At 50.0% G+C, this 14757-nt stretch carries 16 protein-coding genes and 1 pseudogene; 3 read left to right on the forward strand and 14 right to left on the reverse strand.

Features of this window, described 5'->3' with window-relative positions; translation table 11 throughout:
• Positions 1 to 188: hypothetical protein (locus tag Q1A43_RS20865; RefSeq protein ID WP_299938534.1), on the reverse strand; the 188-nt coding region annotated here is incomplete at its 3' end.
• A gap of 1951 nt (positions 189 to 2139) precedes the next feature.
• Here Q1A43_RS20865 and Q1A43_RS20870 point away from each other — a divergent pair.
• The gene (locus Q1A43_RS20870) at positions 2140 to 3111 is read left to right on the forward strand and encodes a toll/interleukin-1 receptor domain-containing protein (protein ID WP_299938536.1); all 972 of its coding nucleotides are present in this window, start codon (positions 2140 to 2142) and stop codon (positions 3109 to 3111) included.
• Positions 3112 to 3172: 61 nt separating this feature from the next.
• On the opposite strand, the pseudogene Q1A43_RS20875 reads toward Q1A43_RS20870, so the two are convergent.
• Positions 3173 to 3570, reverse strand: a pseudogene (locus tag Q1A43_RS20875) (IS5/IS1182 family transposase); the annotation flags it as partial.
• Positions 3571 to 3889: 319 nt separating this feature from the next.
• Here Q1A43_RS20875 and Q1A43_RS20880 point away from each other — a divergent pair.
• Both Q1A43_RS20880 and Q1A43_RS20885 read left to right on the forward strand, forming a co-directional pair.
• Positions 3890 to 4789, forward strand: coding sequence for a DUF1837 domain-containing protein (locus tag Q1A43_RS20880; protein WP_299938538.1), 900 nt, complete (start codon positions 3890 to 3892; stop codon positions 4787 to 4789).
• Entirely contained in the window at positions 4786 to 7284 is a 2499-nt protein-coding gene (locus tag Q1A43_RS20885) for a DEAD/DEAH box helicase (RefSeq protein ID WP_299938540.1), read from the forward strand. The genes Q1A43_RS20880 and Q1A43_RS20885 overlap by 4 nt, the downstream gene beginning before the upstream one ends.
• Before the next feature lie 2 nt (positions 7285 to 7286).
• Here the strand turns inward: Q1A43_RS20885 and Q1A43_RS20890 are convergent, their stop codons facing one another.
• The 12 genes from Q1A43_RS20890 to Q1A43_RS20945 all read right to left on the reverse strand — a co-directional run bounded on the left by Q1A43_RS20890 (position 7287) and on the right by Q1A43_RS20945 (position 14749).
• Complete coding sequence (locus tag Q1A43_RS20890) at positions 7287 to 8147, reverse strand: hypothetical protein (RefSeq protein WP_299938542.1); 861 nt, start codon at positions 8145 to 8147, stop codon at positions 7287 to 7289.
• 336 nt (positions 8148 to 8483) lie between these two features.
• On the reverse strand, positions 8484 to 8852 hold the full coding sequence (locus tag Q1A43_RS20895) for a thermonuclease family protein (protein ID WP_299938544.1): 369 nt from the start codon (positions 8850 to 8852) through the stop codon (positions 8484 to 8486).
• A gap of 141 nt (positions 8853 to 8993) precedes the next feature.
• Complete coding sequence (locus Q1A43_RS20900) at positions 8994 to 9800, reverse strand: DNA adenine methylase (protein WP_299938710.1); 807 nt, start codon at positions 9798 to 9800, stop codon at positions 8994 to 8996.
• 165 nt (positions 9801 to 9965) lie between these two features.
• Positions 9966 to 10982 carry a DUF6456 domain-containing protein gene (locus Q1A43_RS20905; RefSeq protein WP_299938546.1) on the reverse strand — a complete coding sequence of 339 codons (1017 nt, stop codon included), beginning with the start codon at positions 10980 to 10982 and terminating at the stop codon, positions 9966 to 9968.
• Positions 10979 to 11650: a response regulator transcription factor gene (locus Q1A43_RS20910; protein WP_299938548.1), complete on the reverse strand. Its 672-nt coding sequence runs from the start codon at positions 11648 to 11650 to the stop codon at positions 10979 to 10981. The genes Q1A43_RS20905 and Q1A43_RS20910 overlap by 4 nt, the downstream gene beginning before the upstream one ends.
• Positions 11651 to 11652: 2 nt before the next feature.
• Positions 11653 to 12300 (reverse strand): hypothetical protein, encoded by a 648-nt coding sequence (locus Q1A43_RS20915; protein WP_299938551.1) that lies wholly within the window; start codon positions 12298 to 12300, stop codon positions 11653 to 11655.
• Positions 12293 to 12589: a hypothetical protein gene (locus Q1A43_RS20920; RefSeq protein ID WP_299938553.1), complete on the reverse strand. Its 297-nt coding sequence runs from the start codon at positions 12587 to 12589 to the stop codon at positions 12293 to 12295. The genes Q1A43_RS20915 and Q1A43_RS20920 overlap by 8 nt, the downstream gene beginning before the upstream one ends.
• Positions 12590 to 12591: 2 nt before the next feature.
• Positions 12592 to 12804, reverse strand: coding sequence for a hypothetical protein (locus Q1A43_RS20925; RefSeq protein WP_299938554.1), 213 nt, complete (start codon positions 12802 to 12804; stop codon positions 12592 to 12594).
• On the reverse strand, positions 12767 to 12994 hold the full coding sequence (locus Q1A43_RS20930) for a hypothetical protein (protein ID WP_299938556.1): 228 nt from the start codon (positions 12992 to 12994) through the stop codon (positions 12767 to 12769). Before Q1A43_RS20930 ends, Q1A43_RS20925 begins: the two co-directional genes overlap by 38 nt.
• The gene (locus Q1A43_RS20935; protein ID WP_299938558.1) at positions 12991 to 13473 is read right to left on the reverse strand and encodes a lysozyme; all 483 of its coding nucleotides are present in this window, start codon (positions 13471 to 13473) and stop codon (positions 12991 to 12993) included. The genes Q1A43_RS20930 and Q1A43_RS20935 overlap by 4 nt, the downstream gene beginning before the upstream one ends.
• 4 nt (positions 13474 to 13477) lie before the next feature.
• Positions 13478 to 13687 carry an HP1 family phage holin gene (locus tag Q1A43_RS20940; RefSeq protein ID WP_299938560.1) on the reverse strand — a complete coding sequence of 70 codons (210 nt, stop codon included), beginning with the start codon at positions 13685 to 13687 and terminating at the stop codon, positions 13478 to 13480.
• A 93-nt stretch (positions 13688 to 13780) separates the two neighbouring features.
• The gene (locus Q1A43_RS20945) at positions 13781 to 14749 is read right to left on the reverse strand and encodes a DUF2793 domain-containing protein (RefSeq protein ID WP_299938562.1); all 969 of its coding nucleotides are present in this window, start codon (positions 14747 to 14749) and stop codon (positions 13781 to 13783) included.
• Positions 14750 to 14757 lie beyond the last annotated feature (8 nt).

The following is a 14757-nucleotide window of genomic DNA, read 5'->3' on the forward strand; positions in this document are numbered from 1 at the left end:
TAGGAGGTGCTGGTGGAAGAATCGAAATCCCCGTCACCGCTCTCGACCGACGCCGTGCCGCTGATGATCTGAACCGTCACCGTCACATCCCGCGTCGACACCTCGGACAGGCGAAGCGTGTGACTGTGACCGGAAGAAGACTCGATGGCACCAACGGAAGGCGCAGCGTCAAAAAAAACCTCGGGCATAAATTCATTCCCTCTAATAAAAAAGCATTAAGCGTATGATCAGAGAATGGACTTCATTTCCCAATCCATCAATAGGCAAAAGAACCACTCAAAGGTTAACGCTCGTTTTGAGTGTCAGTCGCCGAACAAAACAGAACTTAAAAGCGGCATGTGATTGATCGAGCCACATCCCAGGCTCGAACCGGGGTCTTCTATTTTTGATTCTCCGAGTAGATTCAAATGGTTTAGCAAGCGCTTTTTGAGATTTTGCGACTGCCGGTTTCACAAAACTCACCTCCCAATACGAAAACAGGACACTAGCCGTATTTCTTTTAACAGCTAGAGATTGATAGAAAAAATTACCGCTGATTGACGCGAAATATTGGTTGGGCGCGCGGTGATGCGACGGCACCGAGAAGCACAGGCGGCGCGGTTTCTGAGTTCTCCCTGAGAGGCTACGTCCCGAAAGACCATCCGCAAACTGGCCACTGCACTTAAACAACCTCTGAAAACGTGATCAGAACGGCACTTGCACCCTGTTTTGACAGATACTTTTTTGCAGTATCCGCTTAAATTCTGCCGCTTGAAGTGGCGGCGGGGGTAGCACGTTCCCAGTTTGGATCACGAACGCTTGGCGGTCGAGGTAGGTCGATCAACAGTTGCCGCCGCAAGGGTGACCTTGGCGACAAGCAGGATGAGACCCTAGCAAAACAAAGCTGAGAACTCACTCGTAAATTGTGTACCTAGTGGGACGGCGAAGCCAACAGCTCGATCAAAGCTGGCACTTGGGCTTGTTTGATCAAACGGTACTTGATCGATGAGTATTCAGCCATTTTCGAAGTTTCGCCGGCGAACCGCGACGGATGCAATTCATCTTACCACGTGCCGAAGATGAAATTAGTGAAGTTGCAAATGATGATACCGACTTCGCGCTATGGCCTTCTGGCGCAAAGCCAAGAGAGGCGTCGATATTTACGGCCAGTGGAACCTAGTAGATGAGCGTGAGGAAGCCATTTTCCTTCACGGGTTCATTTGGGCGACGGCCTGACCTGTTAGATGATTGATCCCGATCTCTCAATTTTTCGAAAGGTCACTAATATAACCCAGAAAATGCTAACTGAGCTCAACCACTTCAATCCGACCGCGTCACGTTATTTCCAGGAACGTTTGGCATCTATTCCTACCAGTTGACATTCTAGCCCAGTCATAGCGCTCAAAGACGGAATCTCACAAAAAAGAGATATAAGTGCTCAGGTATTTAGGAGCATTGCGCGAAATCTAGGATTCCCAGATTCGAGATGCCCGATCTGGAGCAATTACCGAAGCCAAAGCCTTGGCCGATCACTTGACCTTTCGCAACGCCGCGCAACTCACACAACTGCAGACCGCTGACAAATACGTCCGGGACCAATCTGAAAGCGCAAACAAAGTTTTGGAGTTGCGACAAGCTCTTGGGCGCGAATCCAAAGAAAACTGATGCCAAGGGAACTCTAAGGGAACTCCGGGGAAACCGACACCAAACCACGCCACAGGAAGTCGCTAAAAAACCCAATAATGTCATGAGAGTGATGGTACCACCTCCCCGGCTCGAACGGGGGACCTCCTGACTTCGTCTTTTTGATCGTTCACAGAGCGAGTTCCCTCACACAATTTCTAACAAAAACTGTAGCTGTGCTGGCGAAGGTTACACGTCATGCAGGCAAAAGCGGCCATTCAAGCCCTCGCAGACTGTTTCCCTCACGTTGCTCTACGCACCAAAGCCAGCTGTGCGCAGTTAGCGATCTCAGAAAACCACGCAACAAGCAGCTAGATGCAAATCGGTCCGCCATAGAAACGCTTACGTGGCTGGGAAAATCCCCCAATTCTATAATGGGGATGTTACCCCGGTAGCGCCACATGCACCCGTAGATTTCACCACCAGAACTGGTAAAGTGCAACATGACGCAACCATGTTCGTACAGAGGCCAATTCATTGACTGTCAAATTATTCATTAGCCACGCATCCGAGGACAAAGAGGATTTTGTTCGCCCCTTGGCTCAGATTCTATCGGAAAAGTTCGACGTTTGGTACGATGAATTCTCACTAAATATCGGAGATAGCTTACTGCATTCGGTACAAAACGGGATCCGAACTGCCGACTATGGAATAATTGTACTAAGCCAGTATTTTTTTTCAAAAAAATGGCCGCTTTCTGAAATGGAAGGGCTATTCAACGAGGAAGTAGTTTTTGGGAAGAAGATAATACCAGTCTGGAAAGATGTGAATCATACAGATGTATCAAATAACGCACCAATATTTGCTGGAAGACTTGCGGCAAACTCTGCCGATGGACATGTTGTAGTTGCCAATCAAATTGAACGTGCGATCTTAACAGACGTGGATAGAAGTGTTCTACGGCCAAACTACGAGGTGGAAATTGAGGAAATCAATAGTTACAATGAAATTTGCGACATTGAGGGTCGAAAATTAGTTCATAAGAATGAGTTCTGCATCAAGGCGATATCGGACCAGGTACATGGCTATACTGAGCAATATCAATCTGATGGCTACATTGAAAATTTTTCTGGAGCTCCGGGCCGCATTGAAAGCATCACCAAGGAACAATCCATATACTATGTAAGAAATACCTTTGATTCGCCCCTGCTATTAGGTGAATCAATGCGGCGAACCGCTTATTGTGAGTATTATGATTCGTTCATGAGTGAAGATGAGTACTGGGTTTTCCGCCAGAGCAACCCTACTCGAAATTTGACAATTCAAATAGTTTTTCCAATTGAAAGGCCACCTAAAAACTGTGCCGGCTATGTTAGAAAATTGAATTATGATGAAGAGTACCACTCTCCACCACGGATTGTTGCTAGAGAGGATCGTCGCAGACAGATTGAGTGGAATATTCCTCGTGTAGGACTCGAGTCCTCATATATCTTGAGATGGAAGTGGTAGGCTGATCCCTTATGACAATCGATCTATTGGATCAAAACAACCTCGGTGTCTTGAGTTTCAGTTAGGGTCTGGCCTCATGAGTTTCAAAGCCAGTAAGTATCAGGGAGGCTAGAGCGAAGGCATAGAGGAAAACCTTCGGGCACCTGTCGTAACGAGTTGGTGCACGCCTCCCGCTTTTGAAACCACTTAACATGATCGCAATCCGGTTGCGTTGTTTGTGTTAAGGGACACAAGTGCCAATCCCTTTGCCCAGCAACACCTCTCTGACTTATCGACATCAGAGCCGCCATCCCCGAGCAGCTAATCGATGTCCAGCAGAGTGCTGAACAAGGCCGTGTACCGATTTAGTCCCTCAGCTGTTACAAGCAAATCAAGTGGACGCCGTTGCCTATGCAGCTTAGTATTCATACCGTATCTGCTTCTCCCAATCAGACGCCCACGCCCTCCCTTTTTTAACGCCCAAAAATGGACGCTGGGCGGTACGCTTGGAGGTGAAAAAAACGTAATTGATCTCTCATTTAAAGCCTTCCTGACTCACAAAGCGCTTCCTGACACCAGTCATTCACTCATATCGCAGCTTGCATGTAACAATTTGCAAGCATGAAGCCTAAATGATTGAGTTTATGGCTTTCAAAAGGCGGCCGACCTACCACCTGGTCCTCCAACAGAGGCTCGGTTCAAAATTACACGTCAATCTGTAAAAAAGGGGTTGTCCAGCCCAGCTCTATCATAGATTGTGCCTACCGAACACACGCTCGCCTTTTACCGGAAATCAAATTTGTCAGACCGTTTAAAAACTCAGCTTGAAAACGCCCATGAAATTCGCCAAGTCCTTCGACAACTTGAAGTGAAGTGTGATCAGCCCGGCACGAAAGACCTTACAACATTAGTAGTTTTCCTCCAGTGGCAGGCAGACCTCAATGACTACGGCCCTTTTTTTGAAGTCATCAAGAACGGAATTCTATCAAACTTCGTTTTCTCATGCACTGAGGTGGAAAAAAAAATTGGAATAAAAGGAAATAGTTCTCCTGAAAAATTACTTCAAAAGGCCATCAGAAAACTTAGCAAACATACCGCAAAAGGTGAGCTAGGGGAGTTAATACTATACACCCTTCTAGATGTCTATTTTCAAGCACCTAAGCTGCTCAGCAAAGTATGCATGAAGACCAACCCGAGAATGCCAGTATTCGGAGCAGACGCTGTACACGGTCAATATATTGATGGTCAATTCAAGCTATACTTGGGGGAATCCAAGATTCATAAAGATTTTGTTGGAGCTGCAACATCAGCCTCAAAATCAATCAAAAATGCGAAATTAAAATATCAAGATGAATTTGATCTACTTGACAGTCACATGGATTTTCCAAACATCACTCAGGATTTGGAAGATAAACTATTATCTCTTTTAGATCCCTTTGAAAACGACGAGTGGCAAGAAACGATTCATTCACCATGCTTCATTGGATTCACTAATCCCAGCGTCTTGTCAAAAACAACCACGGAAGATCAGTTCTTGAAAGAATACGCAAAGTTAGCCGAAGAATATATCAGCACGTTTTCTGAAAAAATTCAGACTCAAGAAATGCAGCTTTCCGAAGTCTCTTTATTGATTTTACCTTTTGCCTGTATTGACCAGCTTGTGAATAGTTTCATCGATCACATGGGAATAAAAAATTGAGCGACTTCACAACCAAACTGTCAAAAAAAATCTCTAGTAGCGAAAAATATGCAGAAGCGACAAACTTGCTATTCAAATCATACATTTTGGATATGATCGGCGAGCCAAAGATTCCAGAAAAGCAAAAGATAAAGAAACTCATTTCCGCCGCCCAAGTTTTCTACAAGTCTTCAAATGAAAAGCACAGGAAAGAAGGAGCAACTGTGCTATCGATGATACTTGACACTTGCGCAACTAAGCACCCTGATATAATCCCTATTGCATACAATATGTTTGCGTTTTCTGGCAACTTCCCAAACACAGACCTGCTTACCAAACGGCATCCAGAAACACATTTCTCCTACAATTTTTATTCCGACGCGCAAATCGAATTTAGAAGAGATTTAAACACAGTTGACGAGCTGAACTTCACACTGACAGACTATCAAAGATCGCTCTGGAATGACCTTGCATCCGACGATGATGTTATTACATCTGCACCCACGTCAGCGGGAAAAACACACATTATTCTCAACTACCTTCTCGAAAAAGTGGGGGGGAGTGATGGAGCATTTGCAGCGATCATTGTGCCTACAAGGGCACTTATCTCTGAGGTGGCTGGGAAAATTTATGAGCTAGCAGAGCAACTAAACTATCTAAGTGAGATCGAGATATGCACAGTCCCCAAAGAAGGTGATTTCAAAGACAAAACTTTCTTCGTGATGACACAAGAAAGACTGTATGAGATCCTCATGAGAGGCGACATCTCATTCAACTACTTCTTTCTAGATGAAGCACACAATATCGCAGACAAGAGTAGAGGGGTATTGCTTCATCTTACGATTGAAAAAATGCTAGATGACAGCAACCCTCAAATTATCATTAGCATGCCATCTGCAAGCTACCAGAACTCGTTCTCTTCCGTTTTTAACAGCATTGAGTTCAAAAAAGAAATAACTAGTGATTCTCCCGTTTCGAAGGTTATCATGTCAATTGTCCCCAAGGGACTCAACTTAGTTGTAAGTCGCGAGGGAACTCAAGACACTGTCACCATTAAAAAAGGTTTCGTCGGGAGAGATGTAGCCGATATCGTCTACAAGTTAGGAAGAGGGCAGAGTAATATCATCTACCGGAACAGGACTGATTATTGCGAAAATATGGCTGACAAAATCGCCGCCCTCATTCCGCAGGAAGAAAAAAACCATTTTCTAGAAGAAGCTGCCGACTACATCGAAAAATTTATACATGAAGACTTTTCACTCGCAGACAACTTAAGAAAAGGTACCGCCTTCCACTACGGCCCTTTACCAGCCTCGGTGAGAGTTATGGTAGAAAACCTCGTAAAAGACAACCATATTAAATTCATCGCCTGCACCAGTACGCTTGCAGAGGGTGTTAATTTACCCGCAAAGAACTTATTCCTGCAGAACCCTTTACAACCCCGAATGATGCAATCTGCGGAGAGGCTCGAGGATGTTAAAATTAGCAACATCACCGGGCGCGCGGGAAGAATGCTCCACCATTTTTCAGGAAATGTGTTTTTAATTGACCCAGAGAGGTGGGATTTTCAAGACTACTTTGATGGCGAGGACAACGAAGCTGACAAAATCCCCACGTACTTCAAAACGTTAAATGAAGATATAAACAAGGTGTTAGATGCCCTGCGCGGCACCTACAATAATGATGAAAACGACAAATACCGCTTCTATTCCATTGCCAATAAGCTAATTAAGGACTTCACCTCGGAACGTTTGGAAGAGACCATACAAGCAGATGAGGTAAGTTTAACAACTGAGCAAAAAGATGAGTTGTCCAACGCAGTCAAGGAAGCCTATAGGAGTTTAACTGTCCCAACGTTTACTTTAGAAATAAATCCCACCACCGGATATATTCAGCAGAATGCGCTATTCAATTTCCTCAACAGACTAGATAACTACAGTGACTGGATAATGCCTCACCCGAGAGCAGGAAATCTGTACGAAGCGCTGGTAAAAATTACAAACCTCCTTCAAGATACAGGTGTATTCTTGCCAAACGAAGGAAATAGCATTGAGCACATCTCGACCATTGCGAAAAAATGGGTTCAAGGTTCCAGCCTGAAAGACATTATTTCAGAGCAAATTCAGTGGGAAAGCAAGCTGCGCACTGTTTCAGTTAACGCGTCGGTCAGAAATGTGATAAAAGTGATAAATAACGATGTCAGGTTCCGCTTATCGAACGCTTTGCGTTGCTACGACCTTTTGCTTACGAGCATTTTAATCCGGAAGGATTTAAAGTTCTCAAACACCAAACTGCATTCATTCATCGAGGTCGGGGGGTGCGACGAAAGGCTAATTAGCCTCATCAACACAGGGCTTTCTCGTGAGGCTGCAATCGAACTTCATGAGACGCTTCCAAGGAGTGTCTCGGTTGCCACCTTAGGTGACTTGTTGAGTATATTGAGATCAGACGGGTTGGGAGAGATTCATCCAATCACCAAAAAAGAAATCTCTCATTTATTCAACACGGCCAACTGATCTCACCCACTGTAACTTACGAATGCTTCCTCAATGACTTGGTGAGCAATGCTTTCATCAATAAAGCTATTTCTGGTGGCTATTGTCGTCTTGTAGCTAACAAAAGTATTGCCAAAATCCAGCGCGACCTTAATTCCTTTGTCACTTTCGCCCTTTACTGTTAAGGCTAAACAACCGTCGTGATCCGCGAAATAGTTGATCAGCTCAACGATGTCTTGCGCCTCCATCGCTGCGCTTTCATCCTCAGAGTACGGTAGCTTTAGCATTAACTGCACGTTGTTCTCAAACAATGTGTCCGACCCAATGCTTCGAATGATCGAAGGTGCGTCATCAATGACATCAGCCAGAGACGACGAGTTGACTTTGAGTGTCAATTCACCTTCTGTCGGTAAAAGCTCTAGACTAGCACTCTTCCTGTCTTTAGGGACAAAGTTTAACTGAACGCGTTGAGAGCGATCATAGTTAAATTGCTCTAGGACTAACCGGGCAACACTTTTAAGGCTGCCTCCAGGTCCAGATGTAAAGCCCAATACCAAGTTACGTTCTGGAACAACTGAAAAGAAGTATGGGTCTCCTATAATCCCTTGATTAAGAGAAATGCTTGAAATCTTGCCACCACTAGTGGCTTTAGCTTGCCACGTATTTCTTTCACGAACTACGGTTATCGAATATGCAGACTGATCAGAGTACCTCGTGTATCCAGTTGTTTTTATTAGATGTTTCTTATCCCGAAGGCTAAATATCCTGGAAGAATCAGAACCTTCGCTGCTTGCAAGGTAGCTCGAAACAAAATTAGAAAAGAAGTTTTCGCCAGCCTCAATATTAAAGAATCCAACCGTTAGTCTCTTGTGTATACGATTCATATTTCCAGACCAAAGGCCTCCCAGCTATGCCGCCCGTGGGCTGTACTGCCGCACTTTTCAATCCTTAAAGGCAAACGCGTGTGCTATCAAATGGTATGTCAACCCGGACGTTTTTGGTCTTTTTACCCCAGGAGCATCCCTGTGTCTCAGCATAGAAATTGAGGTCAGCTTGGTAGCAAGCTTAGCACTTTGCAGACAGAACAGCAGCAACCTGTTTTGGTTCATAGGTGAGTTGTAGCGGTGTGAAAAATATCCTAATTCTCGGTTGATTGAATGTCCGCTCTTTGAAACGAAACCGATAACCTAACAACTTCTGAGAATGCCCGTTTCCCGACTTTATCCGTCATATTTCGCGGCCAAGCCTGCTGAAACCAGCCACTTGTTGACGTTCTCGCCCCCCAAATAGATTTCCGCCAAGTACCTGCCAAAGCTGCCAGTCGCCTCTCTTCCTGATCGCTTGGTCCTGGTTGTGCAGATGTACATCTCTTTGCCCTCGATTCTGGACCGAAGGGCCTCAGTTGTCTTCTTTCCTGCGTCCGTCTTATTTTCTGGTGCATCGACCCCAATTAGCCGAAGGTGTTCGTTTCGCCTTACGGTGTTGAACCCAAGATCGATGTCAGCAACGACCGTGTCACCATCGATAACGCGCACGATCGTTGCCTTGTAGGTGTAGAGCCCACAATCAGGAACAAGGTCCTGCGCCAAGGCATGGCCAGCCCAGACACACACCAAAACCACCCACAAGGACCGACCAAACATATGACACTACCCCCAAACAATTTGGGTCGATCCTTGCAAGTTCGTGGTTAGCAATTGGTAAAGATCAATGGCACTCCGTCGCTTTCCCTACAAAAGAGACAACCTTGGTTCTCGATTGCTGATGATCAGCTCCTGCGCATCGGTCGCCGCTTGGCTGGACACTGTGTATTTCAGGGTGACCTCATGCAGATGTGCCCAGGCGAACAGGTCGCGGATTTCAGAGACGTCATTGATCGACAGGATGAACGCGCCTTCAATCCCTTTCAGCTGATCAGCCATTTGGGCAAACTGATTGCGATCGAACATGCCCCTGCCATAGTCATTTTCACCACCGACATAAGGCGGGTCCAGATAAAACAGACTGTTGGGCCCGTCATAGCGCCGCAACACTTCGGACCAGTCCAAACATTCAAACACCACTCCCTGCAGTCGAGAATGTGCCGCATCCAACAATGGACCGACGCGGCTGAGATCAAAGCGCGAGCCGCGTTCATTGGTGACGCCAAACACACCGCCAAGTTTGCCGCCAAAGGCCAGGCGCTGCAGATACAAAAACCGCGCGGCGCGCTCGATGTCAGTCAGCGTGTCTGGTTCGGTTTTGCGCAGGCGCTCAAATTCACGGCGCGAGGTGATTTGATAGCGCATGTGGTTCATCAGATCGGGATAGTGCCGCTGCAATATCCTGAACAGATTGGTGATTTCTCCATTGAGATCGTTCATCACTTCACATTGCGGCTGCCAAGTCCTGCGCAAGAATACCCCGCCCATACCGACAAACGGCTCGACATAGGTTTTGTGCGGGATGGCCTCAATCCGCTCGATCAAAGTACGATAGAGGGCTTTCTTACCACCCAGCCAAGGAGCGACCGGCGCGGCAGGTGCCACCTTTTTCATTTTACTCATGGTTGATTCCCAAATAAGAAACACCCGCTCTTGCAAGAGTCGGGCGATGCATATCTGGATTCAGGTATCGGTGCAGCGAGTTTCAACGCGTGCTGCATGGTGGCGGTGTTAGAGCACCGCTACCCCCGCCCTGCATGGGCGCGGGAATTTCAGATGTCAGATTGTGGGCGCGTGGCCTGCCCGTTGCGCAGCACGGGATTTCAGGAGGGTGAGGATAGCCGCATCTCCGGTCTGTGCTGTCGCGTTGGACGGCGTTTCAGACGCCCGTCGATAGACAAGCTGCGCGCGGATCAAAGCCTCACGCAGCAGCGCCTTGGCGCTTCGGGTTGGCAGCCCCAATCGGGCTTCGAGTTCTTCGATTGGCTCTTTGGTGACGCAATAGGCCCAGACCACTTCTGGCATGACACCTGGACCGAGGTCTTGGATCACGGACGCCAGACGTGCCGCCGCCATGGCGTCGGATGAATTTGCACTTTCCCCCTGCCCCAATACAGTTTTCAGAGATTTGGCGCGGGTTTGGATTGCGTCCTGCCGGATCCACAACCCAACTTTTTGCAGCTCGGGGTCGATCTTGAATTGGCCCTGCCGGTTCTGACGCTGCCACAGGGTCTCAAGCGGGTCATACTCCTGCGGACCATGGCGCGCGTCTTTAAGCTGTGGTGTGTTTTGGTTCTCGATTTCCGCTGTCTCCGTGATCAAATAGGCGCGGCCGGCTGGCGACAGTTTCAGGCAAAACACTCTTGCTTTGGCGTCGATTGGAACAATCCAACCCGCCATTTGCAGCAGTGCCGCAATGTGGCTTGCGCACCGGGCCAGAACAGTTGGCTCCATGCCGCTTTGGCTGTTCATCACCGCTGCCGTATCCAGACCGCTGGACCAGGCCAACAAAGCCCCTCGCTTACTCAAGCGAGACAGGATCAGCTGACAGGTGCTGTTCCATTCATCCTCACTAGGCAGGTTTGCGACCCACAGCCCCCAGTCCCGATCTGCCGCCTGCAACGCAGCTGCAACCAGCGGACTGCCCGCCTCAATCCTGGTGATCCTGTCGATCTGGCGTTTGATTGTGCTGGCATGTGCTGCGCGTTTTCGGGCGAGATGGCGCATCGGTTTGCCAAACCCGACATGCTCGATAAAGGCGGTCACTGGACCCGGCAGATAGCTGGGCACTCTCATGCCCATTCCCCTTTGAACCTGTAGCCACGTCCCCAAACCGTCTCGATCATCGCAGGACCACCCAATGCCTTGCGGATTTTGCAAATGAAGACATCAACGATTTTGAGCTCTGGCTGAGACAGATGCCCATAGGCGGCATCAAGTATCTCTTGCTTGGACAAAATGCGCCCGCCGGCTCGGATCAATACCGCAAGGATTGCCGCTTCCTTTGGGGTCAGCCGAACCGTCTCTGCTCCAATGGTCACCTCACCGGTTTCCAGATTGAATGAGGACCCATCTTTGAGCACGCGAGGTTCAAATGTTGGTTGCTTCGCCTTGTCGGCTGCGGCCCTCAAACGCGCCACCACCTCTGCGATATGCGCCGCTCCATTGCAAACATCGGCAACATCGCTGGCAAAAGCAGCGGTGATAAGATCAGGCGCAAAACGGTCTCCCCAGATGACCAGAGGCACTGGCCGGCTCAAACGTGAGCAACGCTTTGCAAGCGTGATGGCAGACATATCGCCCAGGTTCGGAGCGGCCAGAACAACGTCATAGGTCAGTGACCGCGCATGGCTGAGCGCATCAGCGCCAGAAGGGGTGATCTCACAAGTGATCCGCTCACTGGCCAAGAGATCAGCCCAAGTCCAGGCAGTGGTGACTTCGGGATTTGCTATGAGAGCAAGCATGGCTAGGCCTCCTCGATCAGCGGCAGGTCCGGATCATCCCACTGGGCCGTTGGCGTGCGTGGAAACGGGTCATCTGGATTGGTTGGCAGTTGCGGTGAGAGGAACTCTGCCCCCTGCCATTCCCCCTGCCCCCAGAAGCTTGTTCGGATCAATATTCCGGCTTGCGCGACATTCACGAAGTGAGGTCGGCCGAGGTAGGTCAGCGACGGGCACCCGAGATCGTAGCCATGCCCGACCGCCAAAATCCCGCCAACACGCACCGGTGCGCCATCAACCGTGCCAGCCGCGCTTTGATTGCCATCGAGCACGCCCCGGATTTCAACCACGGAACCCTCTGATCCCGGTCGGAAGGTGAAGATGCCGGCATAGTGGTTCGATCGATCTGTTAACTGCACGCCGCGCGTCCAGCTCGGAGTGTCGATCATTGAGACCGTGACGCCGGGCGCGATTTTGAGATGCACGGGGCGATCGATCAACACATCACCTGCCAAACTGAGATCGCTGTCAATCAGAGCGATCACCCCGTCCTTCGCCGCCCGCCGGATCAATGCTTCAACCCGGTCGGCTGGAACAGCACCACCTCCCAAATGTTTGGACAGCATCAGTGGTCCAGAGCTGGCCTTGGCATGTGGAAACATCGTGTTACGCATCTTCAATATCCCCATATTGAACCGCCAGCGTGGTTTGCCCTTCGCTCAACACCCAAAGGTAGCACGCGCCAGGAACACCGGGCATCAGAGCCGCCACGTCGAGGCTTTCAGGCGCATCGGTGCGATAGCGCCAACCACCAGCGAAGTCGGCTGGCGTAGTGGCATCCGTGGTCGCCATAACTCGGATGGCATTGGCCCCGAGGTTCTGGAAAAACACTGCACCGCTGACTGGCCCTGCAATCAGGACCGGCACACCAGCGGGCGCAGGAATGTCGCCTTTGAAGGCCATGACTAATGCTCCTCTTTGGGACAGCTGCGCCAATGGCACGACAGGATGGTGATCAGCAAAAGTCCGGTGTCGCGGGCCTCTTCCAACGTGCCATCAGCCAATGCAGCAGCATGGGTTTTGGCCGGCGTTTGCGCCGCGTCCAAAATGGCGGCAGCCGTGCCTTGCGGGTTTTGCGGTTCATTGCGCCAGGTCGCGCAACCGCTGACGCTGGACATCAGCAACAACAGGCAAATCAGAGGTTTCATCATCGATCCCTTTGCGAGTTTGAATGTAGGATTGGGAGCGCTGCAGATCGCGGCTCGTCTGATCGAGCGCGGCTTTCGTACTCGCGCGATCGGAGCCAAGGGCAATGCCGATCGCGATCAACAGCAGTGGAATGGAGCCAAATAGAAGCCAGCGGATCACCGGGCAGGTTCCAGCGATGACAGGCACAGCTTTTGCTCAGCGGCACGTCGGTTTGAAAGGCCCGGCACCACCCGGCCGCCGGCCCGATTCCAGCGCGGCAGCTCGTTGCAGGCCCCGACCAGATCACCAGCATTGGCCTTGCGCATCAAGGTTGATCCGCAGGCGGCCCCAGTGCCGACATTGTAGGACCAGCTATAAAGAGCAACCTTCATGCCCTGGGGCATCACCGCCTCGATCTCATCGTCGATGCATTTATTGAGACGCCCGGCAAAGGCTGCAACCTGCTCGCCAAGCATCTGATCACACTGCGCTTTGGAGTAGTGATCACCGGGCTTCACCCCATGGGTTTCACCATAACAAACCGTCCAAACCCCAACGATGTCGGGATAGGCCTTTGTGCGCAGCCCTTCCCAGGGCGCAATAAAAGAAACGGCCGCTGCGATGGCAGCGGCCGCTCCAGCCAGAACAGGTTTTTTCATGGGTCTATCCTTTGTTGCCGTATTTCAATTCGATCTCGAGCCGGGCCAAGCGGCGCATTTCGCGCTTGTGCAGCACGTTGGAGATGTACCCTCCTACCGCGCAGAGGCAGCCAACCACCGCCATCCAATCGGTGAGCGTCAATGTCCCCGTCACCGCCATCACCGCCCCGCTCCATGTTGTGGAAGAGATCATTCCACCAACCTTGTCATCCATATGCATACCTCCTTGGTTCAGCTCAGCTGCTCGCGTCTTGCCGATGTTGTGCCCTCCAAAGTCGAGGGCGTTTTGTGTCGGTTTTCAGCTCTGTTAGTTGATCAAAAACCACCGAAACGCTCGTTGGCTTCCCAATCTGTTTTCAACATGGATTTGACGGGTGTCGACTGCGATCGTCATACGTCCATCGGCCCCGGTGTCCCCTGACAGTACGCCGGTTGTTAGATCAACTCTGCTCCCGACACTGATCGGAGCAAAGCTCAAGCTCAGGCCAACGTCGAACCAAAGCGCCGCATTTACGCCCGGCTGGGGATAGTTTTGATCTTCAGAAAAGATAAAGATGACACCCGAGGCAAGTTGTTCAGCAGGGATTGGAATGCCGAACGCCGTGTTATCTCCAACACCAGAGATCATACCGGAGTTCATGCCCTGTGGGGCTGTGACAATCCCCGTGCCTGCGGCAATTGAGAGCCCTGTTTTCCAGCTGTTTCCGTCATCAGATACTTTGATCGCAAAACCATCGGATCCAGCGGTGCCCATTTCAGCACGGCCCGACCAGCCGGTTTGAAACAACAGGCTGGCGGTATCGGTAGCGGCGTTTTTGTTGACCTTGATTTGATGCCCGGCCCCACTGTGGGTAAACAGCGTTGCGGGCGATGATACCGCCAGCCGGTTCGTGTCATCTGCAGTTGTGTTGACCCCCAGCCGGTTGGTCTGGTCCGACATAGGCAATTGCGCCCAGGCCGCTATAAACCGATACGGGCGATCTTCGTCGATGACATAGGCGATCCATCCCTCACCGGGCACAAAAAAAATCCATTGCCCAGCCTGTAAAACGGCAATTTGGTTATCATGTCCAAGCCAGTCACCAGTGGCCCCTGTCGCCACGATATAGGCGTTTCCATCACCCGCAGACACTGGCGGGCTGGTTTCCAACTTTGAGAGAACGGACAGCTGGACTTGCGCATCTAACAAACGCAGAGCCTCATTATGGGTCACGTGTTTTTGCGCCTGGCCTGCAGCTATCAACGGCAAGCCCAAGCGGTCAGTTGTGTCAGCCAATGGCCTTC

This window comes from uncultured Pelagimonas sp. (assembly GCF_947498515.1).
In the GTDB taxonomy this organism is placed as follows: domain Bacteria; phylum Pseudomonadota; class Alphaproteobacteria; order Rhodobacterales; family Rhodobacteraceae; genus Pelagimonas.

Bases quoted from the DNA above. Each gene is read 5' to 3' on its own strand.
- Q1A43_RS20890 (WP_299938542.1), bottom strand. From the start codon at position 8,147: ATGAATCGTATACACAAGAGACTAACGGTTGGATTCTTTAATATTGAG.
- Q1A43_RS20900 (WP_299938710.1), bottom strand. From the start codon at position 9,800: ATGAAAAAGGTGGCACCTGCCGCGCCGGTCGCTCCTTGGCTGGGTGGT.
- Q1A43_RS20905 (WP_299938546.1), bottom strand. From the start codon at position 10,982: ATGAGAGTGCCCAGCTATCTGCCGGGTCCAGTGACCGCCTTTATCGAG.
- Q1A43_RS20910 (WP_299938548.1), bottom strand. From the start codon at position 11,650: ATGCTTGCTCTCATAGCAAATCCCGAAGTCACCACTGCCTGGACTTGG.
- Q1A43_RS20915 (WP_299938551.1), bottom strand. From the start codon at position 12,300: ATGCGTAACACGATGTTTCCACATGCCAAGGCCAGCTCTGGACCACTG.
- Q1A43_RS20920 (WP_299938553.1), bottom strand. From the start codon at position 12,589: ATGGCCTTCAAAGGCGACATTCCTGCGCCCGCTGGTGTGCCGGTCCTG.
- Q1A43_RS20925 (WP_299938554.1), bottom strand. From the start codon at position 12,804: ATGTCCAGCGTCAGCGGTTGCGCGACCTGGCGCAATGAACCGCAAAAC.
- Q1A43_RS20935 (WP_299938558.1), bottom strand. From the start codon at position 13,473: ATGAAAAAACCTGTTCTGGCTGGAGCGGCCGCTGCCATCGCAGCGGCC.
- Q1A43_RS20940 (WP_299938560.1), bottom strand. From the start codon at position 13,687: ATGGATGACAAGGTTGGTGGAATGATCTCTTCCACAACATGGAGCGGG.